The 21,862-nt window shown below is 67.8% G+C and carries 21 protein-coding genes and 1 pseudogene; 12 read left to right on the plus strand and 10 right to left on the minus strand.

What is annotated here, in order from left to right:
- Position 1 precedes the first annotated feature (1 nt).
- The gene (locus tag A5705_RS01115; protein WP_067882010.1) at positions 2-301 is read right to left on the minus strand and encodes a hypothetical protein; all 300 of its coding nucleotides are present in this window, start codon (positions 299-301) and stop codon (positions 2-4) included.
- 99 nt (positions 302-400) lie between these two features.
- Here A5705_RS01115 and A5705_RS01120 point away from each other — a divergent pair, with 99 nt between their 5' ends.
- From A5705_RS01120 to A5705_RS01130, 3 genes are read left to right on the plus strand one after another with little or no spacing between them, the layout of a single operon-like run.
- A complete protein-coding gene (locus A5705_RS01120; RefSeq protein WP_068274657.1) occupies positions 401-1,720 on the plus strand; it encodes a hypothetical protein in 1,320 nt (439 codons plus the stop codon).
- Positions 1,717-2,874 (plus strand): hypothetical protein, encoded by a 1,158-nt coding sequence (locus A5705_RS01125; RefSeq protein WP_068274660.1) that lies wholly within the window; start codon positions 1,717-1,719, stop codon positions 2,872-2,874. Before A5705_RS01120 ends, A5705_RS01125 begins: the two co-directional genes overlap by 4 nt.
- Before the next feature lie 40 nt (positions 2,875-2,914).
- Positions 2,915-3,970, plus strand: a complete 1,056-nt coding sequence (locus tag A5705_RS01130; protein WP_068274663.1) for a dihydrodipicolinate reductase — start codon at positions 2,915-2,917, stop codon at positions 3,968-3,970.
- Here A5705_RS01130 and A5705_RS01135 read toward each other — a convergent pair.
- Together A5705_RS01135 and A5705_RS28025 are read right to left on the minus strand one after the other, a co-directional pair.
- The gene (locus tag A5705_RS01135) at positions 3,967-5,271 is read right to left on the minus strand and encodes a serine hydrolase domain-containing protein (RefSeq protein ID WP_068274665.1); all 1,305 of its coding nucleotides are present in this window, start codon (positions 5,269-5,271) and stop codon (positions 3,967-3,969) included. The two genes, A5705_RS01130 and A5705_RS01135, sit on opposite strands and share 4 nt — an antisense overlap.
- A 59-nt stretch (positions 5,272-5,330) precedes the next feature.
- Entirely contained in the window at positions 5,331-5,483 is a 153-nt protein-coding gene (locus A5705_RS28025) for a hypothetical protein (RefSeq protein WP_197517013.1), read from the minus strand.
- Positions 5,484-5,578: 95 nt separating this feature from the next.
- Between A5705_RS28025 and A5705_RS01140 the strand changes: the two genes are divergently transcribed.
- From A5705_RS01140 to A5705_RS01160, 5 genes are all read left to right on the plus strand, one after another.
- On the plus strand, positions 5,579-5,752 hold the full coding sequence (locus A5705_RS01140) for a CsbD family protein (protein ID WP_067881851.1): 174 nt from the start codon (positions 5,579-5,581) through the stop codon (positions 5,750-5,752).
- A gap of 80 nt (positions 5,753-5,832) precedes the next feature.
- Positions 5,833-6,534, plus strand: coding sequence for a cutinase family protein (locus tag A5705_RS01145; protein ID WP_068274759.1), 702 nt, complete (start codon positions 5,833-5,835; stop codon positions 6,532-6,534).
- 19 nt (positions 6,535-6,553) lie between these two features.
- On the plus strand, positions 6,554-7,540 hold the full coding sequence (locus A5705_RS01150; protein ID WP_068274668.1) for an SDR family NAD(P)-dependent oxidoreductase: 987 nt from the start codon (positions 6,554-6,556) through the stop codon (positions 7,538-7,540).
- A 155-nt stretch (positions 7,541-7,695) separates the two neighbouring features.
- Positions 7,696-9,099 carry a wax ester/triacylglycerol synthase family O-acyltransferase gene (locus A5705_RS01155; protein ID WP_068274671.1) on the plus strand — a complete coding sequence of 468 codons (1,404 nt, stop codon included), beginning with the start codon at positions 7,696-7,698 and terminating at the stop codon, positions 9,097-9,099.
- 12 nt (positions 9,100-9,111) lie between these two features.
- Entirely contained in the window at positions 9,112-10,275 is a 1,164-nt protein-coding gene (locus A5705_RS01160) for a zinc-binding dehydrogenase (protein ID WP_067881860.1), read from the plus strand.
- Here the strand turns inward: A5705_RS01160 and A5705_RS01165 are convergent.
- On the minus strand, positions 10,259-10,645 hold the full coding sequence (locus tag A5705_RS01165; protein WP_068274674.1) for a PPOX class F420-dependent oxidoreductase: 387 nt from the start codon (positions 10,643-10,645) through the stop codon (positions 10,259-10,261). The two genes, A5705_RS01160 and A5705_RS01165, sit on opposite strands and share 17 nt — an antisense overlap.
- A gap of 611 nt (positions 10,646-11,256) precedes the next feature.
- Here A5705_RS01165 and kdpA point away from each other — a divergent pair.
- From kdpA to kdpC, 3 genes are read left to right on the plus strand one after another with little or no spacing between them, the layout of a single operon-like run.
- Complete coding sequence (gene kdpA / locus A5705_RS01170; protein WP_068274676.1) at positions 11,257-12,978, plus strand: potassium-transporting ATPase subunit KdpA; 1,722 nt, start codon at positions 11,257-11,259, stop codon at positions 12,976-12,978.
- A 4-nt stretch (positions 12,979-12,982) separates the two neighbouring features.
- Positions 12,983-15,079 carry a potassium-transporting ATPase subunit KdpB gene (gene kdpB, locus A5705_RS01175; RefSeq protein WP_369829582.1) on the plus strand — a complete coding sequence of 699 codons (2,097 nt, stop codon included), beginning with the start codon at positions 12,983-12,985 and terminating at the stop codon, positions 15,077-15,079.
- Positions 15,080-15,082: 3 nt separating this feature from the next.
- Positions 15,083-15,685: a K(+)-transporting ATPase subunit C gene (kdpC, locus tag A5705_RS01180; RefSeq protein WP_369829583.1), complete on the plus strand. Its 603-nt coding sequence runs from the start codon at positions 15,083-15,085 to the stop codon at positions 15,683-15,685.
- Here kdpC and A5705_RS01185 read toward each other — a convergent pair.
- On the minus strand, positions 15,645-18,116 hold the full coding sequence (locus A5705_RS01185) for a DUF4118 domain-containing protein (RefSeq protein ID WP_068274688.1): 2,472 nt from the start codon (positions 18,114-18,116) through the stop codon (positions 15,645-15,647). The genes kdpC and A5705_RS01185 overlap by 41 nt on opposite strands.
- Before the next feature lie 138 nt (positions 18,117-18,254).
- Positions 18,255-18,959 (minus strand): SDR family NAD(P)-dependent oxidoreductase, encoded by a 705-nt coding sequence (locus A5705_RS01190; RefSeq protein WP_068274763.1) that lies wholly within the window; start codon positions 18,957-18,959, stop codon positions 18,255-18,257.
- Positions 18,960-19,115: 156 nt separating this feature from the next.
- Here A5705_RS01190 and A5705_RS01195 point away from each other — a divergent pair, with 156 nt between their 5' ends.
- Entirely contained in the window at positions 19,116-19,664 is a 549-nt protein-coding gene (locus tag A5705_RS01195) for a TetR/AcrR family transcriptional regulator (RefSeq protein ID WP_156762998.1), read from the plus strand.
- On the opposite strand, the gene A5705_RS01200 is transcribed toward A5705_RS01195, so the two are convergent.
- The 4 genes and pseudogenes from A5705_RS01200 to A5705_RS01210 all read right to left on the minus strand — a co-directional run bounded on the left by A5705_RS01200 (position 19,661) and on the right by A5705_RS01210 (position 21,687).
- Entirely contained in the window at positions 19,661-20,863 is a 1,203-nt protein-coding gene (locus tag A5705_RS01200; RefSeq protein ID WP_068274693.1) for a cytochrome P450, read from the minus strand. The genes A5705_RS01195 and A5705_RS01200 overlap by 4 nt on opposite strands.
- A 50-nt stretch (positions 20,864-20,913) precedes the next feature.
- Positions 20,914-21,000: pseudogene (locus tag A5705_RS27610) on the minus strand (SDR family mycofactocin-dependent oxidoreductase); the annotation flags it as partial.
- Between the two features lie 107 nt (positions 21,001-21,107).
- Positions 21,108-21,458, minus strand: a complete 351-nt coding sequence (locus tag A5705_RS26830; RefSeq protein WP_082956218.1) for a type II toxin-antitoxin system PemK/MazF family toxin — start codon at positions 21,456-21,458, stop codon at positions 21,108-21,110.
- A complete protein-coding gene (locus tag A5705_RS01210) occupies positions 21,451-21,687 on the minus strand; it encodes an antitoxin (RefSeq protein WP_067881887.1) in 237 nt (78 codons plus the stop codon). The genes A5705_RS26830 and A5705_RS01210 overlap by 8 nt, the downstream gene beginning before the upstream one ends.
- Positions 21,688-21,862: the final 175 nt, after the last annotated feature.

Here is a 21,862-nt window from a genome sequence, read left to right on the forward strand (position 1 = left end):
CTCAGACCGACGCGAGCCAGGACGCGTGGACGGCGAGAACATCATCGGGCAACGAAAGTTCCTCGCGGGCAGCGGGATCGAACGCCACCAGCACGACCAGCCCGGGCCGCAGCACCGACACGTCGAGATCGCCCTCGCCGCGCGCCAGCCTCCCGATGAACGTCTCGCCGGACACCGCCACCACCTCGATGAACACCTGGCGCTCGTCGCCCACCTTGCGCACGGTGCCGACGCCGACGGTGGGACCCGCCGCCATGGGACGCCGCACGAACGCGAGCCGGCCCGTTCCCGTCAGCAGCATGAGTAGCTTTTTCATGCCCATCAGGCTCTAACCGCCGGACGGCTACCGAACCCAACTTTTCGGCTGCCGATATTTTGCGATTGCCCCTATCCTGGCCTGATGAGCGCGGATTCGCAGGTTGCGCCCGACGTCGCCGTGGGTCACCCGCGCCGGTCGGTGATCGAGGCGGCGTGGCGCGCGATCGGCCCCGGCGTCGAGGTGCTCAGCAGCGACGACGGCGGCCCCTTGAGCCGGACCGTCAAACGCATCATCGACCCCCTGGTGCTCCGCCTGCGATCGAACCCGCAGTACTCGGCACCGGTCGTCCCGCCGGAGACCGCGGCCGCGATGCACGACCTGATCGTCGGTAGCGCGCGCGAATTGCGTTACGCCGCAGCATGGTTCGACACCCTCAAGCTCGAGCGACGCAGGCAGCGGATCCGCACCGGTAACGCCCAGGAACTGTACTTCCCGGTCTGCTTCGAGCTCGCGGTGACGAAAGGCCCACCGGCACCACAGGATCGAGAGACGGCGGCCACCGTGCTCACCGACATCCACCAGGGCCGCGACCGCACCGCGATCGAGGTGCTGCGCCAATACGTGGCGAGCCCCGATGTCGTCGGCAGGCTGGCCGACCAGCTCGACCGCAGCTGGGGTGACGTGCGGGCCGCGCACACCGCCACCGGCCCGTTCCTGGCCGAGCTCGCCACCGTGCTCGGACCCGCCCACGGCCATCGCGCCGCGTCGGCCCGCCAGCGCGTCTGGTCGGCCGTCATCGCCGACGCCACCCCGTACAACCTCGGGGCGCTGGCCCGGTTGGACGGGGCCGAGCTACCGTGGTCGATCGCCGAGCTCGGCCTGAGTTCGGCTGAGCCACAACGCCGGCCCCGGATCGCGGGCGAATCCGACAGTGACCGCCCGCTGGACCGCAGCGTGGTGGACCGGGTGCGCGCGACGCTGCGGCGCGCCCTGGACCGCGACGCGCTGCCCGACATCCCGCTGCTCTGCGAGGAGGAGGTCGACCGGGCGGCCGCGCCGTGGGGACTGCTGTCGGAGGACAAGCAGGCCACGCTCGTCGCCGGCATCGAGGTGGCCGTCGAGCTGGCTCCCCTCGACCCTTCCGTCTCCAGCCGCTACGCGCTGGCGGCCCAGATCCAGGCCCGGCTGCGCAAGGAGGCCTACGTGCTGCACGCGCGGCGCTACCTCGCCGAGGGCGGCCCGATCCATCCCCGCCAGCGCCAGGTGGTGGACGACCTCGCCGGCTACGCGCAGCCCTACCTGAGCCGGCTCTGGGCGCGACTGCACGGGCGCGACGTCTGGCAGGAGCCCTGCGACGACGTCGACGAGGTGCGGTCCCTGCTGGAGGGGGTCGCGCGGTCGGTGAGCCTGGATCACCGGCAGCGGATCAAGGCGATGCTGGAATTGCAGGTGGCCGGATGAGATTGGCCGCCGATTCCGGCCTGTGGACGACGGGGACCGCCCCCGCCGAGTCGCCGCTCGCCGCGGTGCTCGAAGTCAGCGGCGCGGTGCTGTCCTGGATGATCGACGATCCGCCCGGGGACGCGGGCACCCACATCGCCTTCACCGACCTGTCCCGCGCCGACTGGCTTTGGCGCGTCCTCGGCGAGTCCGGTCATGTCGCGCTGGTGTCGGCGGTTGACGGCGCGGCCGATCGGCCGCAGGGCATCGAGCTCTCCGGCGTCGAGATCGTGCCCGGGTCCCTCGCCCCGCTCCGGCGGCTGGCCGTGGGCCATTGGCTGCGGCGCTGGTGGCCCGTCAGCCGCCTGGACGGCATCGCCGCGCTCGACCCCGCAGTGCTCGACGTGGAGGTCGCGCTGCTGACCTCCGGCGCACAGGGCTTCTTCACCGACGACACCCTGGATTCGGATGTGGCCGAGCTGCTGGCACCGCACGCCGCCGCCCTGATCGCCCACGCGCGGGGTGGCGACCCGCGGATCCTGGATCTGGTGCGCGCAGGCACCGGGCTGGCCGACGAGGTGGGTGTGGACGGCCCCGGATGGCCGGAACTGTATGCGGCGCTGGATGATTCGGGGCTAGCGCTTACCGGGGAGCCGGCCCGACCGGGCGGACGCCGCGACGACTACGCGCTGGCCGCCGGCACCGGAGCGGCCCCGCGGGACGCGGCCCCGATCGCCCGAGGCGTCGCGTCCATCAGCTGGAGTGCCGTGCCGCCCGGGATCTTCGACGCGGGCGAGAACACCGTGGTCTGGAGCGTCGAGGTGGCCGGCGCCCGCGTGGTCGCCTTGGTGCGGGCGGCCGTCATCGGCCCCGGCCCGGCCACCGGGATCGCGGTACAGCTGCGTTCCGGCGCCATCAGCGGCAGCGGCGCCCTGGACGCCGACGGCGACGCCACCGTGCCCCTGGTCGACAGCGAGCAGCGGCCGGTGACGGAATCGGCTGCCTGGGACCACGATTGGTCGGCGACGTCGCTGATCGTCGGCGCCGAGGTGCCGGGCACGACGGAGTCGCGCGACACCCGCGACAGGGTCCGCCGGTGGGCGCGGGCCCGGTTGGACCGGCCCCCGAACGACGCCTTTCTGGCCGAGATCCTGGCCGCCGAATCCGACTACTGAGCTTCTCGCCCGACCGGGCATCATTCCCTATGCTGAGCGAGTGCCAAACAACTATCGGGTCGTCCAGTGGAACACCGGCAACGTCGGAACGAGCTCGCTCCAGTCGATCGCCCACAACCCGGCACTGGAACTGGTCGGCTGTTATGCCTGGTCGCAGGACAAGGTTGGCCGCGACGCCGGCGAGCTGGTCGGCATCGCGCCGCGCGGCGTGGCCGCCACCAACGACGTCGACGCGCTGCTCGCGCTGAAACCGGACTGCGTCGTCTACAACCCCATGTGGATCGACGTGGACGAGTTGGTCCGCATCCTGTCGGCGGGCGTCAACGTGGTGACGACGGCCTCCTTCATCACCGGGGCCAACCTGGGCGAGGGTCGCGACCGAATCGTCGAGGCCTGTCAGAAGGGCGGGTCGACGATCTTCGGTTCCGGCGTCAGCCCCGGTTTCGCCGAGCTGTTGGCCATCGTCTCGGCGATGGTGTGCAACAGGATCGACAAGGTCAGCGTGATCGAAGCGGCCGACACCACCTTCTACGACTCACCCGCGACCGAGAAGCCGGTGGGCTTCGGCCAGCCGATCGACCACCCCGAGCTCCCGGAGATGGCCCGCAAGGGGACGGCGATTTTCGGCGAGGCCGTGCGGCTGCTGGCCGACGCGCTCGGCGTCGAGCTCGACGAGGTGCGCTGTGTGGCCGAATTCGCCCAGACCACAGCCGATCTCGAGATGGCGTCCTGGACGATTGCCGCGGGATGCGTCGCCGGCGTCTACATCAGCTGGCAGGGCATTGTCGGCGGCAAGACCCTGATCGACCTCAACGTCCGGTGGCGCAAGGGGCAGACGCTCGAGCCGGATTGGAAGATCGACCAGGACGGCTGGGTCATCCAGATCGACGGGCAGCCGACGGTGACCACCAAGGTCGGCTTCCTGCCTCCCCCGTATTTCCAGGCCGAGACCATCGCCGACTTCATGGCGCTCGGGCACATCATGACGGCGATGCCCGTCATCAACGCGATCCCGGCCGTCGTCGCCGCGCCGCCGGGCATCGTCACCTACGCCGACCTCCCGCTGACGCTGCCCCGCGGCTACGCCAGGGGCTAGCCGCCTCCCGACGCCACCGCCGTCGCGGCCTTCCGCCGCGCGGTTCTGGTGTAGGCCGCGCCGAGCTGCGGCACCTCGAGCGTGCCCTGATGGCGGGCGGCCTCGATCGCGTTGCGCAGCGGGCCGGCCAGTCCGGCGAACGATCCCATGTCGAAGAGCAACGGCGTCAGCAGCCGGTTGTGGACGAAGCCGAAGGCGCTGCCGGATTCCGGGTCGGCCCAGCCCAGGGTTCCGCCCAGACCCACGTGACCAAAACCCTTCAGCAGGCCGGGCACCGGCGACTCGTGGTAGCCCAGATGAAATGGCATGGGCACCACCATGTTTGCGTCGGGCCACTTGCGCTGTGGCCGGCCCGTCAGCCCGCGCACCAAGTCCTCGGACAAGTACTTCTTGCCGTCGATGCGGCCCCCGTTGGCCAGGGCCGCATACATCTTGGCCAAACCGCGGCCGGTCACCACACCGTTGGCCGCCGGCACCTCGCCGTCGAGGAACTCCGTCCGGCCCTTGATGAGGGAGACGACGCCGGGGAAGTACATCGCGCCCAGGGCGCCCGAGAACGGCAGACCGGCCAGCTTCGGCACGACGAAATTGAACACCGGTGCCCGCAAACGCCCCTGCGGCAACAGGATCTGGGCCGCCTTGGTGGGCGCGCCCTCCGGCGGGCGACCGAGGTGCAGTCCGTCGGTGTTGAGCGGGCGCGCGATCTCCTGGCGGATCAGCTCTCGCATGCCCTTGCCCGTCACCGCCCTGGCCAGACCGGACAGCAGCCATCCGTAGGTCAGCGCGTGATAGGCCTGCACGCCCCGCAGATGATCGACGGGCGCGGCGGCCAGGCGCTGCTCCATCAGCAGGTGGTCCATCAGCTCGGCCCTGGTGACGCCCCTCAGGTGCGACAGCCCGGACCGGTGCCGCAAGACGTCGCGCACCGTGATGTCGGCTTTTCCGTTGGCCGCGAAGTCGGGCCAGTAGTCGGCGACGGGATCGTCGTAGGACAGCAGGCCCCGGTCGGCCAGACGGTGAATCACCGTCGAGGCGACCCCCTTGGTCGCCGAGAACACCATCGCGCCGGTGTCGGCGGCCCAGCGTTCGGTGCCGGCCCGGTCCGACCAGCCGGTCCAGACGTCGACGACGGGCGCGCCGTCGATGTAGACGGCCAGCGCTCCGCCGCCGAACCGACGACCGGGGAACAACCGGGCGAACAGGCCGACGACGTTGGAGAAACGAGGGTCGGCGGCCCCGGACACCCCGCGCGGCAGGCCGTCGTCGGTCACAAGCAGGGTGGACCCCCGGCGAGGTGCCATCACGGAAATGAAGCTATCAGCCGGTCAGCGCCCTGAACACAAACCGGGCCGCGGGTGGATCACTCCGGCGGTCGGGGAGCCTCGTCCCCGGGTGGGCGCTCCGGGGGCGCGGCATTCAACCACTTCCTGAGCCGAAATAGCTGGTTGACCACCATGCCGATGCCCAGCAGCATCAGCACCGCGACGATAGCCACCACGATTGCGGTGCTCACGCCGTCCATGATGGGCGGATCGCCTTCGGGGTTTCAAGGTCGCCCGCCGCCGGGTAGCCACACCCAGCACAACGACGCGATCAGGAGGCACGCAGATGAGCGGCGCGGACAAGGCGAAGAACAAGATCGAGGATTTGGGCGGCCGGGCCAAGGAGGCCATCGGCAGGGCCACCGGCGACCACGAAACCAGGGACGAAGGCCGGGCGGACCAGGCGAAGTCGAGCCTGAAAGACGCCGGGGAGAAGGTGAAGGACGCGTTCAAGAAGTAATCGACGGCCCGCTGGTCGTTCGTTGGTTCGATCGACAATCCACAGCGCGATTGGCGTCGAACATCAATAAACGACACACGATGCGGAGGTCTTCGAGCATGCGCCGATTCACCACATCCCTGGGAGTCGCGGCGGTCACGGCGGCATTCGCACTCTGGGGCGCCCCCACCCCGGCCGCGTCCGCCGACCCGTGCCCCGACGTCGAAGTCGTCTTCGCGCGCGGGTCGGGCGAACCACCCGGCGTCGGCGGCGTCGGCGGGTCATTCGTCGACGCGTTGCGGGGGCAGGTAGGCGGCAGGTCGCTCGGGGTGTATTCGGTCAACTACCCCGCCAGCACCGACTTTTCCAATCCGGATTTCCCGGCCACCGTCATCGACGGCATCCGTGACGCCGGCACGCACATCGAGTCGATGGCGAAAAACTGCCCGAACACCAAGGAAGTGCTCGGCGGGTACTCCCAGGGCGCCGCGGTGGCGGGCTTCGTCACCTCGGCCGCCGTCCCGGCGGGCGTCCCGGCGTCCGCGGTGCCCCCGCCGATGCCACCCGAGATCGCGAACCACGTCGCGGCGGTCACGCTGTTCGGGACGCCGTCGGGTCCGTGGCTGCAGAAGTACGGCGCGCCGGTGATCGTCATCGGACCGCTGTATCAGCCCAAGACGCTCGAGTTGTGCGCGCCGGGCGACGGGATCTGCGGTGACGGCAACGACGCCTTCGCGCACATGTCCTATCCGATGAACGGCATGACGGGCCAAGCCGCGACCTACGCGGCGAGCCATTTGTAGCCCCGGGCAGAATCGCAGCATGCACGTTCTGGTCACGGGCGGGACGGGATTCGTCGGCGGGTGGACCGCCAAGGCCATCGCCGACGCGGGACACTCCATCCGGTTCCTGGTGCGAAATCCGGATCGGCTGCAGACCTCCGTCGCCAAGCTGGGTGTCGATGTGTCGGACTTCGCCGTCGGCGACATCACCGATCGGGTCTCGGTGCGCGACGCGTTGCGCGGCTGCGACGCCGTCGTGCACAGCGCCGCCCTGGTGGCCGTCGACCCGCGGCAGACCAACGAGATGCTGACCACGAACATGCAGGGCGCGCAGAACGTCCTCGGCCAGTCCGTCGAGCTCGGACTGGACCCGATCATTCACGTGTCGAGCTTCACGGCGCTGTTTCACCCGGGCCTTCAGACGCTGACGGCGGACCTGCCGGTCGTCGGCGGGGCCGACGGCTACGGCACGTCCAAGGCGCAGGTCGAAATCTATGCGCGCGGGCTACAGGACGCCGGCGCCCCGGTGAACATCACCTATCCCGGCATGGTGCTCGGCCCGCCCGTCGGCAACCAATTCGGGGAGGCCGGCGAGGGTGTCAGGGCGGCCGTGCAGATGCACGCGATCCCGGGGCGCAGCGCCGCCTGGCTGATCGTCGACGCCCGCGATCTGGCCGCGTTGCACGCCGCGCTCCTGGAGCCCGGGCGGGGGCCGCGCCGCTACACCGCGGGTGGGCACCGGGTCCCCGCGGCCGAGCTCGCGGCGATGCTGGGCGAGGTCGCCGGGACCCCGATGGTGGCGGTCCCCATCCCCGACACCGCGCTGCGCGTGGCCGGCGCGGTCATGGATCGGGCGGCCCGGTTTCTGCCCTTCGACACGCCGATCACATCGGCGGGGATGCAGTACTACACCCAGATGCCGGCGTCCGACGACTCGCCCAGCGAGCAAGAACTCGGCATCACCTACCGGGATCCCAAGGAAACCATCGCCGACACCTTCGCGGCCCTGCGCACGGCGGGCCGCTAAGCCCTTTGCGTCGACCGTGCAACTACCGACCTTTCTCGGGTCGCCCGTTGCAATCTGGCGAGGGACTTTCGGCTGCCGTAACGGGGGCCTAATCCTCTCCCCGGCCGCGGTCCGGTGCGGGAACATCGCCGTAGCCTTCGGCTAGGAGCTGTGTCATGACGAAAACCATTCCGCCACTTGACCTTTCGTGGCTGCTGATCGAATCACCGGCCGGCACGACGCACGTCGGCGCGATGCTGCTGTTCAAGAAGCCCGCGGGCCGGGCGCCCGTCGTGCGCGAGATCGTGCAGGCGTATCGGGCGTGCACGCCGGTGCCGCCGTTCAACTACGTCCCCGAGCTGCTCGGGCGCTCCGCCCCCCATTTCCGGGAGGTGACGGACTGGGACCCCTACTACCACGTCGGGCACCTGGCGCTGCCCGCCCGAGCCTCGTACGACGACCTGCTGCGGCTGGTCGCCGACCTACACGAACCACAACTCGACCGGGATCGGCCGCTGTTTCGCTGCTGGGTGATCGACGGTGTGCCGGACGGAATGTTCGCGATCTACACCAAGACCCATCACTCGATCATCGACGGCGAGTCGGGCCTGCGGCGGCTGTACGCCGGGCTGAGCACGACCGATCGGCGCGGCGTGCCCACCCCCGCCTTCGCGCTGAGCACGCCCGAACCCGCGCCGCATCCCCCGACGCCGCTCGCCGGGCGCATCGCCGATGCGGTGCGGGGCGCCCTCACCCAGGTCGGTGCGGTGAACCAGGTCTCGGTCGGCGCGCTGCGCAAGGTCCTCGCGGGCGTGTTGGGGTCGCATCTCGAGGGCAGCTTGCCGTTCGCCGCGCAGCACGGCCCCACCAACGAGCCGCTCAAGATCGGGCGAAGCTTCGCGACGCTGTCCCTGCCGCTCGACGAGATGCGCGAGGTCGGCCGACGGTTCGGGGCGACCCTGAACGACGTGGCGGTCACCGTGGTCGACGCGGGGCTGCACGCCTACCTGCGCGAGACGGGCCGGGACGTCGCGCACCCCTTCATCGCGATGTGTCCGGTGTCCATGCGGGCCGACGGGGACACCGCGATCGGCACCCGCGTGTCGGCGATATTTCCGCGCCTCGGCGAGCCCGGCGCGAGCGTGTCCGAACGAATCCGGCAAGTGACCGACTCGGTCGCCACGTGCAAGAAGGAACTCGGCCGCATGTCCAACGAGGCGGCGATAACCTACGCGACCGGGCTCGTCGCGCTCGCCGGCCTCGGGTCGTCCACACACCTGGACCGGGTGGCCCACCCCGCGTGCAACCTCGTCATCTCAAATGTGGCGGGCGCCAAGGAGATCCGCTACCTCAACGGTGCGCGACTGCTCGGCATCTACCCGATTTCGGCCCTCGCCGCCTCGATCGGGCTCAACGCCACGATGGCGTCCTATTACGACAGCATGGACTTCGGGTTCGTCGGCAACAGCGCCGCGCTCGACGGCCTCCCGCGACTCGCGCGTTGCACGAGGGAGGCCTACGACGAACTGAAGGAAGCGGCGGGACTGCAACCGGCGCGCCGGAAACCCGCCACGGTGTAGGAAGATCGACGGATGAAGAGCGTCACCTGTACCAACGCGAAGCTTGAGCTCGTCGACACCCCGACCCCGACCCCGGCGAAGGGTCAGTTGCTCATCGAGGTGTTGCGGTGTGGCATCTGCGGATCGGACCTGCATGCGCGCCACCACTGCGACGAACTCGCCGACGTGATGGTCGAAGCCGGCTACGACGCGTTCATGCGATCGAACCAGCACGTGGTGTTCGGTCACGAATTCTGTGGGGAGGTGCTCGATTACGGCCCCGGCACGCGGAAGGCGCCGAAGACCGGCACTCATGTCGTCGCGCTGCCGTTGTTGCGCCGCGGCAAGGAGGTGCACGGGATCGGGCTGTCGGCGATGGCGCCGGGCGCCTACGCCGAGCAGCTCCTCGTCGAGCAGTCGCTGACGTTCGCCGTCCCCAACGGGCTGTCACCGGAGGTGGCGGCCCTCACCGAACCGATGGCCGTCGCCTGGCACGCCGTCCGCCGCGGCGAGGTGGGCAAGGGCGACGTGGCGATCGTGATCGGCTGCGGGCCCATCGGTCTCGCGGTGATCTGCATGCTCAAGGCGCGCGGGGTGCGCACCGTGGTCGCCAGCGACTTCTCGGCCGGGCGGCGCGCGCTGGCCACCGCCTGCGGGGCCGACATCGTCGTCGATCCCGCGCAGGACTCGCCGTATGCGACGGATGCCAGCCGCAAACACCTCAAGGGCATCGTCGAGGCGTTCGACCTGGCGGTCGGCACGATCGAGAAGATGCAGAAGCTGCGGCTGCCCTGGTGGCACCTATGGCGCGCCGCCGAAGCGGCCGGCGCCGCCACGCCCGCGCACCCCGTCGTCTTCGAATGCGTCGGCGTCCCCGGCATCATCGACGGCATCATCGCGAGCGCGCCACTGTTCTCGCGCGTCGTCGTGGTCGGCGTCTGCATGGGCTCGGACCACATCCGGCCGTCGATGGCGATCAACAAGGAGATCGACCTTCGGTTCGTGCTCGGCTACACCCCGCTGGAGTTCCGCGACACGCTGCGCATGCTCGCCGACGGCAAGGTCAACGTCGCGCCGCTGATCACCGGGACGGTCGGGCTCGGCGGCGTCGAGGCCGCGTTCGATGCGCTCGGGGACCCCGAGGCGCACGCGAAGATCCTGATCGACCCCCGCAGCGACGCTACGCAGCCGGCGTGATCTCCAGCCCCACGTGCACCTTGTCGATGCCGCCCCGCACGATCGAGTGCGCATAGAACCACCAGGCGTGGTACCAGTACCGCTTGAGCACGGCGTTGTAGACCCGCCGCGTCTCCGACTTCGGCAGCACCCGGGCGATCCCTTCCACCGGTTCGCTCCTGGGCTTGCCCAGTGCGGCGCTGCGCGCGATCGTCACCCGCGGCGTGTTGTTGATCCGTTTGACCTTCCACGACCCGTCGTCGGTGATGACCAGCAGCTTGTCGCCGTCGGGCACGCCCCAGATCGGTGTCGGCTTGGGACGGCCGTCCTTGGTGAAGGTGGTCAGCAGCAGGTACTTGGACGTGATCACGTCCTGAAAGCGGAGGGGCACGATTTTTTTCCTATCTCTGCATGAGCTCAGCAGAACAATTCCCGATCGTCTGACTTCCTAACCTTTTGCGTAGCCAGTGCCGGCCCCGCCCGCCCGGCAGGCTGCCCGCACTGGATTTCTCATAATCGAGGAGGGGCGCGCCTCGTAACCCGCTACGCGGGAGTCGTTTTCGGTGACATGCGCAAGGCGAGCGCGCCGCCCGGGCAGCAGCCCAAACGTTCAGGTCAATCGCGGTCCGCGCATAAGGCGCAGAGTCGAATGGCCCTACTGCGGCGCGAATCAGGGCGCAAAAATTGCGTATATGCGGCAGTAGTGCCGCGCATGGTTGTCGTACGTTGATCCCAACCGCTGTTCAATCGGAGGTCGGTCATGCTGGACCTGGCGTTCGTGGCGTTGCTACTTGTGCTGACCGCGTCGGCCGTCGGGTTTGCCGTTGCTTGCGATCGATTGGCGCCGCCCGAGGAGCCCGCGCTCGGGGAAACGGACCGCCGGCGGGCACCGCGGACCGAGGCCGGATCGGTATGACGTTCGACGATGTGACAGGGATTGTCGTCGCCGTGATGCTGGGCGCCTACTTGGTCTACGGACTGATCCGGCGGGGAGACCTCTAGATGGTTGCGGCAAGTTGGGCGCAGATCGCGGCGGTGTTCGCGCTTCTGCTCGCCAGCACACCCGTTCTGGGAAATTACCTTGCCAAGGTGTACGGCAACCAGAAGGCGCCGGGGGACAGGGTCTTCCTGCCGGTGGAGCGACTGATCTACCGGTTGTTGCGCATCGACCCCGACAGTGAGCAGCGCTGGACCGCATTCGTCGGCTCGGCGGTGGCCCTGACGTTGGTGGGAGTGCTGCTGAACTACTTGGTATTTCGCGTACAGCACCTGCTGCCCGGCAACCCCGATCATTTCGGCGCGGTCAGCCCGCCGCTGGCGTTCAACACCGCGGTGAGCTTCGTCACCAACACCGACTGGCAGAATTACACGGGCGAATCGACGCTGAGCCAGTTCAGCCAGATGTTCGCGCTTGTGGTGCATCAGTTCTTGTCCGCCGCCATCGGGATGGCGCTGGCCGCGGCGTTCATCCGCGGCGTGATCCGAACGCGGACAACGACTTTGGGAAATTTCTGGGTCGACACGGTGCGCTCTCTGGTGCGGGTGTTGGTACCCATGAGCTTCGCGTTCGCCATCGTGTTGCTCGCCGGCGGCGTGATCGACAACTTCCATCCCACCCGCGTCGTGTCGAGTATTTCCGGGCTCCAACAAAGCATCCCGGGCGGCCCGGTGGCGAGCATGGTGCCCATCGAGATGATCGGCGACAACGGCGGCGGCTACTTCGGCGCCAACATGGCCCACCCGTTCCAGAATCCCAATCCCGTCATCAACGTGCTCACCATCTGGCTGGCCGCGTCGATACCGTTCGCGTTCCCGTGGGCGTATGGCCGACTCGTCGGATCCATGCGGCAGGCGACGGTGGTGATCGTCGCCATGGCCACCTTGTACACGCTCTCGGTGGTGCTGGTGGCGGCGCTGGAAGCCCATGGCAATTCGCACATTCCACAGCTCGGCATCGCCCAATACCCCACTGCCGACAATCCCGGCGGCAACCTGGAGGGCAAGGATCTGCGCCTTGGAGCGACCGGTTCGGCATTGAACGCCGTCACCATGACTTCTACTTCGACGGGCGGGGTGAACGCGGCGATGGAGAGCTATACGCCGCTGGGCGGTGGTTTGTCGTTGTCGGACATGATGCTCGGGGAGGTCATCCCCGGCGGCACCGGCACCGGCCTGTACGGAATGTTGATCTTTGTGCTCATCACGTCCTTCATCGCCGGGCTGATGGTGGGACGCACCCCGATGTATTTGGGCAAGCGTCTGCTGGCCGGGGACATGACACTGGCGGCGATCTACATATTGGTCCTACCGGTCACGCTGCTGACGTTCGCCGGCATCTCGCTGCTGCTGCCGTCGGCGGCCCACCAAATCTCGACGACGGGGCCACATGCGGTGACCGAGGTCGTTTACGCCTACACCTCTGCCGCGCACAACAATGGGTCGGCGTTCGCCGGGTTGGCCGGCAACACCCCCTGGTACAACTCGACGCTGGGGCTGGCCATGTGGGTCGGGCGGTTCTTCGAGATCATTCCCGCGCTGGCACTGGCAGGTTCGCTGGCAAGCAAGCGCAAATACACGGTCACCGCCGGGACGCTGCGCACGGACACGCCGCTTTTCACTGCCCTGCTCGCTGCGATTGTCGTGATCTTGGTAGGTCTCACCTACTTCCCGGTACTCGCCCTTGGCCCGATGGCCGAGCACTTTTCCGGGCACTTCGGAGTCTGACGGGATGGGAGCCATGACAACACAGACGGCCGCCCCGCCCGGTCGGCACCTGGGTCGCGAAACCCGGCAATTGCGCGAGTTGTCAATCGTCGATCCTCGGATCGTCCGCAGAGCCGTCGTCGATGCTCTGCTCAAACTCGATCCGCGGCTGATGGTGCACAAGCCGGTGATGTTCGTCGTCTATATCGGCAGCATCTGGACCACGTTGCTATTCGTTCGGGACGCGCCGAAATCCAGTGCCAATGACAATCTGTTCACCGGTCTGGTCGTGCTGTTCTTGTGGTTCACCGTGCTGTTCGGCAACTTCGCCGACGCGATGGCCGAGGGCCGCGGAAAGGCACACGCCGACGCGCTGCGCCGGGCCAGGAAGGAAACCGTCGCCTATGTCCTGCAGCCGGATGGGACTACGAAGGACATCCCCTCCACCGACCTGAAAATCGGTGACCGCTGTGTGGTCGAGGCCGGTCAGGCAATCCCAGGCGACGGCGAGGTAATCGAAGGCATGGCGATGGTCGACGAATCAGCCATCACCGGTGAGTCGGCCCCGGTGGTCCGAGAGTCGGGCGGTGACCTCTCCGCGGTCACCGGCGGCACCGTGGTGCTGTCCGACCGCATCGTTGTCTCGATCTCATCCCCGCCCGGGCAAACCTTTCTGGACCGCATGATCGCTTTGGTGGAGGGTGCGAACCGGCAACGGACGCAGAACGAGCTGGCCCTGACAGTGGTGTTGGTCAGCCTGACGTTCATTTTTCTGGTTGCGGTCAGCACCTTCCAGTTGGTTGCGATCTTCTCGGGAGTCAAGCAGCCGATCGTGTTGTTGGTTGCCCTGCTGGTGCTGCTGTCGCCGACCACCATCGGGGCATTGATTTCGGCCATCGGCATCGCCGGCATGGACCGGATGATCCGCCACAATGTGCTGGCGATGTCGGGGCGGGCAGTGGAGGCCGCCGGCGACGTGACCACGCTGTTGCTGGATAAGACGGGCACCATCACGTTCGGCAACCGGATGGCCACGGCGTTCGTCCCCGTCGGCGCAACCGAAGAACACGCCTTGGCCGAAGCCGCGCACCTATCGTCCCTGGCCGACGAGACGCCCGAGGGCCGTTCGATTGTGGAGTTCGCTGAACAACAGTGCGGCTGCCAGCCGCGCGAAATTGCCGGGGCGAGCCTGGTCAATTTCAGCGCCAAGACCAAGATGTCCGGAATTGACTTGCCAGAACGCAAGATCCGCAAAGGTGCAGTGGCAGCGGTCAGCGACTGGGTCCGCGCCAACGGTGGCACCGTGCCACCTGATACGGACGAGATCGTAGCTCGCATCGCCACCAGTGGCGGGACCCCGCTTGCCGTTGCCGACGAGCATGGCCTGCTGGGCATCGTTCATCTCAAAGACACTGTAAAGCCAGGCATTTCGCAGCGCTTGGGCGCCATGCACCCGTTCGGAATCCGCACCGTGATGGTGACCGGCGACAATCCGGCCACCGCCGCCGCCATCGCCAACGAAGCGGGCGTCGACGAGTTCATCGCTGAGGCGACCCCGGAAGACAAAATGGACCGGATTCGAACCGAACAGGCCGGCGGCGACCTCGTAGCCATGACCGGCGACGGCACCAACGACGCACCGGCTCTGGCGCTGGCCGATGTTGGGGTGGCCATGAACAGCGGCACCCAGGCCGCGAAGGAAGCCGGCAATCTGGTCGACCTGGACAGCGACCCGGCCAAACTCATGGAAATCGTCCAGGTCGGCAAGCAGCTGCTCATCACTCGTGGTTCGCTGACGACGTTCTCGGTCTGCAACGACGTGGCCAAGTACTTCATCGCGATCCCGGCGATGGTCCATGCCGTTTATCCGGAGTTGGCGGCGATCGACGTTCTCAACCTGCACAACCCGCATACGGCCATCCTTTCCGCGGTCATCTTCAACGCGATCATCATCGTGTTGATGATCCCGCTGGCGCTGCGCGGTGTCCGCATCAAGGCGATGGGCGCCACCGCCATGCTCCGCCGGAACGTGTTGATCTACGGCGTGGGCGGATTGATCACCCCGTTCGTGCTCATCAAACTGATCGACATCGCCATCGTCGCCCCGATAGGAATTCGCTAAATGCTGCGTTCCCAACTGTTTCCGGCGGCCGTGCTAACCTTGCTGGCCAGCGTGGTGCTGGGTGTGGCCTACCCGCTCACCACCTACGGCATCGGCCAACTGGCCTTCCGCCACCACGCGGAAGGCTCGCTGATCAGCCGTGACAACCAAATCGTCGGGTCCAGCCTGCTCGGCCAATCCTTCACCGACGCCGGCGGCAACCCACTGCCACAATATTTCCAGTCCCGCCCTTCGGCCGCGGGAAACGGCTACGACGCCACCGCCAGCGGCGCAAGCAATCTCGGCCCCAGCGATCCCCGTCTGCTCGGCGCCATCCGCGACAGAGCCGCCGCCTACCGGATTTTCAACCAGTTGGCCCCGGATGCGGCAGTGCCCATCGACGCGGTGACGGCCTCCGGGTCCGGTCTCGATCCCGACATCTCCGTGGCCAACGCCGCCCTGCAGTCACCGCGGGTTGCCGCCACTCGGCACCTGCCGCCCGCAACCGTGGCGGCGTTGATACGCGATCACACCACCGGGCGCGCGCTGGGCTTCCTGGGAGAAACCGTGGTCAATGTCGTCGAACTCAACCTTGCGCTCGATCAGCAGCAGCCGCCGGGACGCTGACGACGACCGTTGCGGCGCCGTCCGGACCCGTTTCCATGCGGAGCGATCCGTCGACTGCCTCGAGCAGGTCGCGCGCCGCCTCGACGGTGAAGTGGTCACCGCCACCATCGGCCGGCCCATGCCCGGAATGGCCTGTCTGAAAACGTATTTCGACCCGATCACCGCACGGAGTCGCAGCGATCGTCGGTGTGCCACCCGGTGAGCTGAGCCTAATTGCGTTGGCGGTCAAGGCGGTTACCACCCGCGTCAGCACCGCGGCGTCGGAAAGCACATTAGGCAAGTCGTCGGGCAACACGACGTTCACCGCGTGATGCCCGGGACCGAGTTCGTCGAGCGCGGCGGCCACCACCTCGGCGACATCCACCTGCCGTATGCGCACATCCAACGCACCGGCCCGGGCCCTGGCCACATCGTCCAGTTCGTTCGCCAGTGCCCCGATCCGGTCGACCGCGCTCTCGAGCGTGTCGATGGGCTCGCCGTCCCGGGCGGCAGCCGGTAAGGCACGCAGTGCCGCGACAGCCCGCTTGGCGGAGTCGACCCCCTCCGTAAGGGCACGACCGGCCGCGGCAGTCAACGCCGTTCGCCTGAGCTCGCTCTCGGCCTGCCGTTCGGCGCCGGCGGCACGTCGGCTGAGCCTGCGCTGGCCCAGGTTCTGGGCGATCTGGGCAGCGCACGCGGTGAAGATCTCCATGTCGGCCGCCGACAACACCGGCCCCCGGCCGGCGAGCATCGAGCAGGGATCCAGCTCGGCCTGCACCGTCGCCTCCTCGATCCCCTCCGGGGGCCGGTCGCCACTGCTGGCGGTGACCACCCAAGCAGCCGACGGCTGCGTGGTCGGGCGTTCCAGAACGCTCAACCCCTCCAGCCCGAAGGTCTCCCGCATCACCTCCAGCAGCTGTGGAAGCTCACCCTCCCCGCGCAGTTGCGCCTCCGCCATCGATGTCAGGACCGCGGCCTCCGCGCTTGACCGGGCGGCAAGCCGGCGTCGCCGGGCACTGACTTCCACGGTCCAGCTCACCAGCAGCGCCACCGCCAGATACACCACAAGTGCCACAACGTCGTCCATGAGCGCGACTCGCAAGGAATACAGCGGCCGCGTCAGGAAGAAGTCGGCCGTCACCGCGGACATGATCGCGGCGATCAGCGCCGGATACCACCCTCCCACCACGGCGATCAGGACGACCACCGCCAGATACACCAGCAGGTCAATGGACAGGCTCAGCCGGGTGCGCAGCAGGGCCAACACAACGGTCACGGCCGGTATCAATACCGCTGTCAGGACGAGCGCCTGCAAGCGCCGGCGTCCACTGACACCGCGCAGCTGCGGAAGCCGCACCGCAAACCGTGACGGCGACTCATCGCTCACCACATGCACGTCAAGGCCCGGGCTCAACCGAGACAGCCGACGGGCCACCACCTCGCGCCCGGTCAACAGGCGCCACCAGGTTCTTGGACGGCTTTCGCCGATGATCACCTGGGTGGCGTTCTCGTGCTGCGCGAACTGTGCCAGCGCGCTGCTCACCTCGGCACCGACCACCTGGTGCCAACTGCCGTCCAAGTCCTCGACCAAGGTTCGCAGGCCGGCCAGGGTGGCCGCGTCCGCCCCGGGCAGCCCGTCGCTACGCGACACGTGCACGGCCATCAGGTCGCTGCCCGGTGTGCGCGCCGCCAGCCGCGCCGCCCGCCGTATGAGCGCCTTGCTTTCCGGGCCACCCGACACGCCCACCACGATGCGCTCCCGGGCCTCCCAGCCCGTGCTGATCCCGTGCTCGCTGCGGTAACGGCGCAAGCCCTCATCAACCCGGCCGGCCATCCACAGCAACGCCAGCTCCCGCAGAGCGGTCAGATTCCCCGGCCGGAAATAATGCGACAAAGCCGCATCGATTCGATCCGGCGGATAGATGTCCCCGGCAACCATGCGCCGCCGCAGCGCCTCGGTCGACAGATCCACCAATTCCAGCTCGTCCGCCTCCCGCACGACCACGTCGGGCACCGTTTCGCGCTGCCGCACACCGGTAATGTCGGTCACCACGTCGCCCAGCGACTCGAGGTGCTGAATGTTGAGCGTCGTGATCACGTCGACGCCGGCATCTAGCAGCTCCTTCACGTCCTCCCAGCGTTTGGCATTGCGCGAACCGGGGACATTGGTGTGGGCCAGTTCGTCGATCAGCGCCAGCTGTGGACGGCGGCGCAAAACCGCGTCCACGTCCATCTCCGAAAGCACCCCGCCCCGATACCGGACTTGACGCCGGGGAACCACCTCCAAGCCCTCCACCAGCGCCTGGGTCGCCCGCCTACCGTGCGGTTCGATGTACCCGATCACGCAGTCGACGCCTTGCCGGCACTGGCGATGGCCCTCGAGCAGCATCTCGTAGGTCTTGCCGACCCCCGGAGCAGCTCCCAGGTACACGCGGAGCTTCCCCCGTGCCATCAGCAGCCGATTTCTACGACAGTGCCGGCGCGGCCGTCCACGCGCATCAGCGTAAACCGATTCGCTGATGCGCCGAAGGATCCCGAGAGGCAAGCGTGGGTGCCGAGGCACCCCAGGACCGGTCGGCGCATTGTCGGCTCAGGTGTTGCGGCCGCCGTTGACGCCCAGTATCTGGCCGGTGATGTAGCCGGCCTCCTCGGACACGAAGAACGCGCACGCCGCGGCGATGTCCTCCGGCCTGCCCACCCGACGCACCGGGGTGCGCGCGATGTGGTCTTCGACGGTGCCGCCGAGCAACTGCCGGCGCTCGGCGCTGCGCAGCATCGGCGTGTCGATGAATCCCGGCGGAATCGCGTTGACGGTGACCCCGCTCGGCCCGTATTCGAGGGCCAGCGACTTGGTCAGGCCGTTCACCGCGGACTTGGCCGCCACGTAGTGGGCCATGAACGGCTGCCCGGAGTGAGTGCTGGACGACGAGATGTTGACGATGCGCCCCCATCCGGCCTCGACCATGTCGGGCAGCGCTGCCTGGCAGGTGTGGAACACGCCGTTGAGGTTGACGTCGATCACCTTCGACCATTGCTCGAAGGACATGTCCAAGAATTTCTTGAAGCCCTCCACGCCGGCGGCGTTGACAAGCACCAGGATCGGACCGAACGCCTCGCGGATCGCCGACATCGCGGCATCGACCTGCGCGCGGTCGGTGACGTCCGCGACGTACCCCGAGCCGTCCTCGGTGACGGACAGGTCGATGACGGCCACCCGAAATCCGTCGCTGCGCAGTCTCTCGACGATCGCGCGGCCGATCCCGGACGCACCGCCGGTTACCACCGCAGTCTTCACGTGCACGCACCTTCCTGAGCGACCGCCCAGCACGGGGGCTCGACCTTGCCTATCACCCTGGCGCGACGAGGGTCAAGTCGCGCCGCGGCCCGGTTGATTTTTGGCGATCGCCCAATCTAGGGTCCGGTGATGGCCAGGGACTCCACCACGCGGGACATGCTGATCGACGCCACGAGTCGGATCATGGTCGACGAGGGATACGCCGCGGCCACATCGCGACGCGTGGCCTCCGAGGCCGGCGTCAAACCGGCGTTGGTGCACTACTACTTCCCGACGATGGACGATCTGTATCGGGACGTCTTCCGTCGCGGGGCCGCCGCCTACCTGGAACGCCAGCGGGAAGCGCTGGCCTCCGACCGGCCTCTGCACGCCTTCTGGGAGACGCTCGTCGAACCCAAGGACGCCCGGCTGCTGCTGGAGTTCATGGGACTCGCCAACCACCGCAAGGAGATTCGGGCCGAGATCTCCGCGTGGCAGGAGCGGTGGCGCGAGATGCAGATCACCGCGCTCAATTTCATCGTGCGTGAACACGGCCTCGACACAAGCGAATTCCCGCCCGCGGGCATCGCGGTGGTCATCGCCGCGATCGGACGCACCCTGATCCTCGAACAGACGCTCGGCACCAAGGGCGGCCACGACGAGGCCGTCGCGCTGGTCAAGCGGTTCCTGGACCGGTTCGAGATGCCGACCAAGCACCCGACCTAAGGCAGCACGACCCGCAGGCGCTCCCAGCCGCGGACGGTCGACGTCGACGCCAATTGTGCCGTGTCGTAATCGATGTCCCAGTCGGGCCAGCGGTTGAGCATCTCGTCCAGCGCGACGCGGCCCTCCAGCCGCGCCAGGTTCGCCCCGAGGCAGTAGTGCACGCCCTTGCCGAAGGTGATGTGCGAAATGTTGTCGCGGCGGATGTTGAACGTGTCCGGATCGGTGTAGCGGCGGTGGTCGCGGTTGGCGGCGCCAAACAGCAGCAGCATGGCGCTGCCGGCCGGAACCGTCCGGCCGTAGCACTCGAAATCCTTTGCCATCCAGCGGGCCACGTGGGGTCCGGTGGGTTCGAACCGCAGCGTCTCGTCGACCGTCCGGGTCAGCAGCGACCGATCCTTGTAGACCTCACGGCGCTGGTCGGGGTGCTCGGCGAGCACTTTGGCCAGCCAGCCGATCAGCCGGCCGGTGGTCTCGTTGCCGGCGCCCGCGACCACCTGGGTGTAGTGCAGCACCTCCTTGCGCGTCAGCTTTCTGCGCACTCCCTGCTCGTCGTCGAATTCGACGTTGAGCAGCGTGGTCATCAGGTCGTCCGACGGGTTCTTGGAGCGCCACTCGACGTAGTCGGCGTAGATGCGGCCGTCGGCGATGGAGTCGGCGTCGGCGACCTTCATGGGCGTACCTGGCTTGGTCCGCAGGTTGGCGTCATTGGCGTCGCGAACCGAAACCTGTTCCGATTCGGGGATTCCCAGCAGCATCCCGATCACCCGCATCGGCATCATCGAGGCGAGCTCGGCGATGATGTCGAAACTCGCCGACCCGACCAGCGGGTCCAGGCACCGCACGCAGTACCGGCGGATCTGGTCTTCGAGGGCGGCCATCCGGCGCGGCGTGAACACCCGCGACATCAGGCCGCGCAGCCTCGTGTGCTCGGGCGGATCCTGGAACATCATGACGCCGCCGGGCATGTCGAACTTCGACTGGATCAGTTCGAGGATGTCGCTGCGACGGTTGGAGAACACCTCCCAGTTGCCCAGAGCGCGTTCGACGTCGGAAAACCTTGATATCGCCCAAAAGTCGTACTTTTCGTTGTAGTAGATCGGCGCTTCTTCGCGCAGCCGCGCGTAGGTCGGGTACGGGTCGGCGATGATGCCCGTGTCGTAGGGGTCGTAGTAGACGTCGGTGTCGCTGGTGACGGTCATCAATGCCTTCCTTACTTCAGGCAGCTGCCGGCGTCCACGGGCAGCGCGACTTGCGCCGGCCGGACCGCGTGACTCCTGCCCTGCCCGCGCGCCGCGTCGGTCACGAACGCCACCTTGCCGTCCATCCGGCCCGCCATAGCGACCTCGATTTCCGCCAATTTTGGGCGATCGCCCAATTTCTGCCGCACGCCATGTCTAGCAGCAGCGACAGGAGCTCGTCAAGCACTCGACGCGGTTCGTGGTTTCAGACAGTGGGGATGCCCAGAATCAATGCGAGGCCGCGCTCGATCTGCTGCATCGTTTCGGGTTCCAGAGTTCCCAGTCGCTCCAGCAGCCGCGTGCGAGCGACGGCGCGTACGCCACGACAAACCGCGACGCTTTCGGCGTCCACGCCTTCGGCAGGCGAGATGCGCGGCCGCAATGGGCTATCGGCAAGAGAACTCGACACCGGTACCACCACGACGAGTTCATCGTCGATTCCGACGAGTATGTCGTCGACGGAGACGACGACGGCGGGCCGGTGCTTGCCTGGTTCACCGTGGCGAGCGGCGCCGAGGGCGACCAGCCACAGCTCACCGCGTCTGAGTTCAGGCAAGACCGTCGCTGACCGTGACGTCCCAATCGCTGTTCTCGGCGCGTGCAGCTTGCAGCGCCGCCTCGGCGCGGCTGGCGTCGCGTTCGGCGCGGAAGATCGCTTCGTGATCGGCACGGGCGGCCAGCTCTGCGAGCAGGGCAGCGATAGAGATTCCCCGCGCGCGCGCCTGGGCCGCCAGCAGGTCGCGCGTGTGGACCGGAACTCTGATTGTAGTCGTCGGTGTAGACATATTCCGTAGTCTATTCGGTAGATATTGATTTTTCAGGTGAGGCCCCGCCCAGCGGCGAAAAGCGGGATTGTGCGCCAGAAGTGCGGACGATTAGCCGGCCGTATTCAATCTGTGAAGATTAATCACGCCGGTGTGAAAGCTTCGTTAAGAACGCGGCGGACCGCGGCTTCCCCCT

Origin of the sequence: Mycobacterium sp. E787, assembly GCF_001668725.1 — a bacterium.
Classification (GTDB): Bacteria; Actinomycetota; Actinomycetes; order Mycobacteriales; family Mycobacteriaceae; genus Mycobacterium.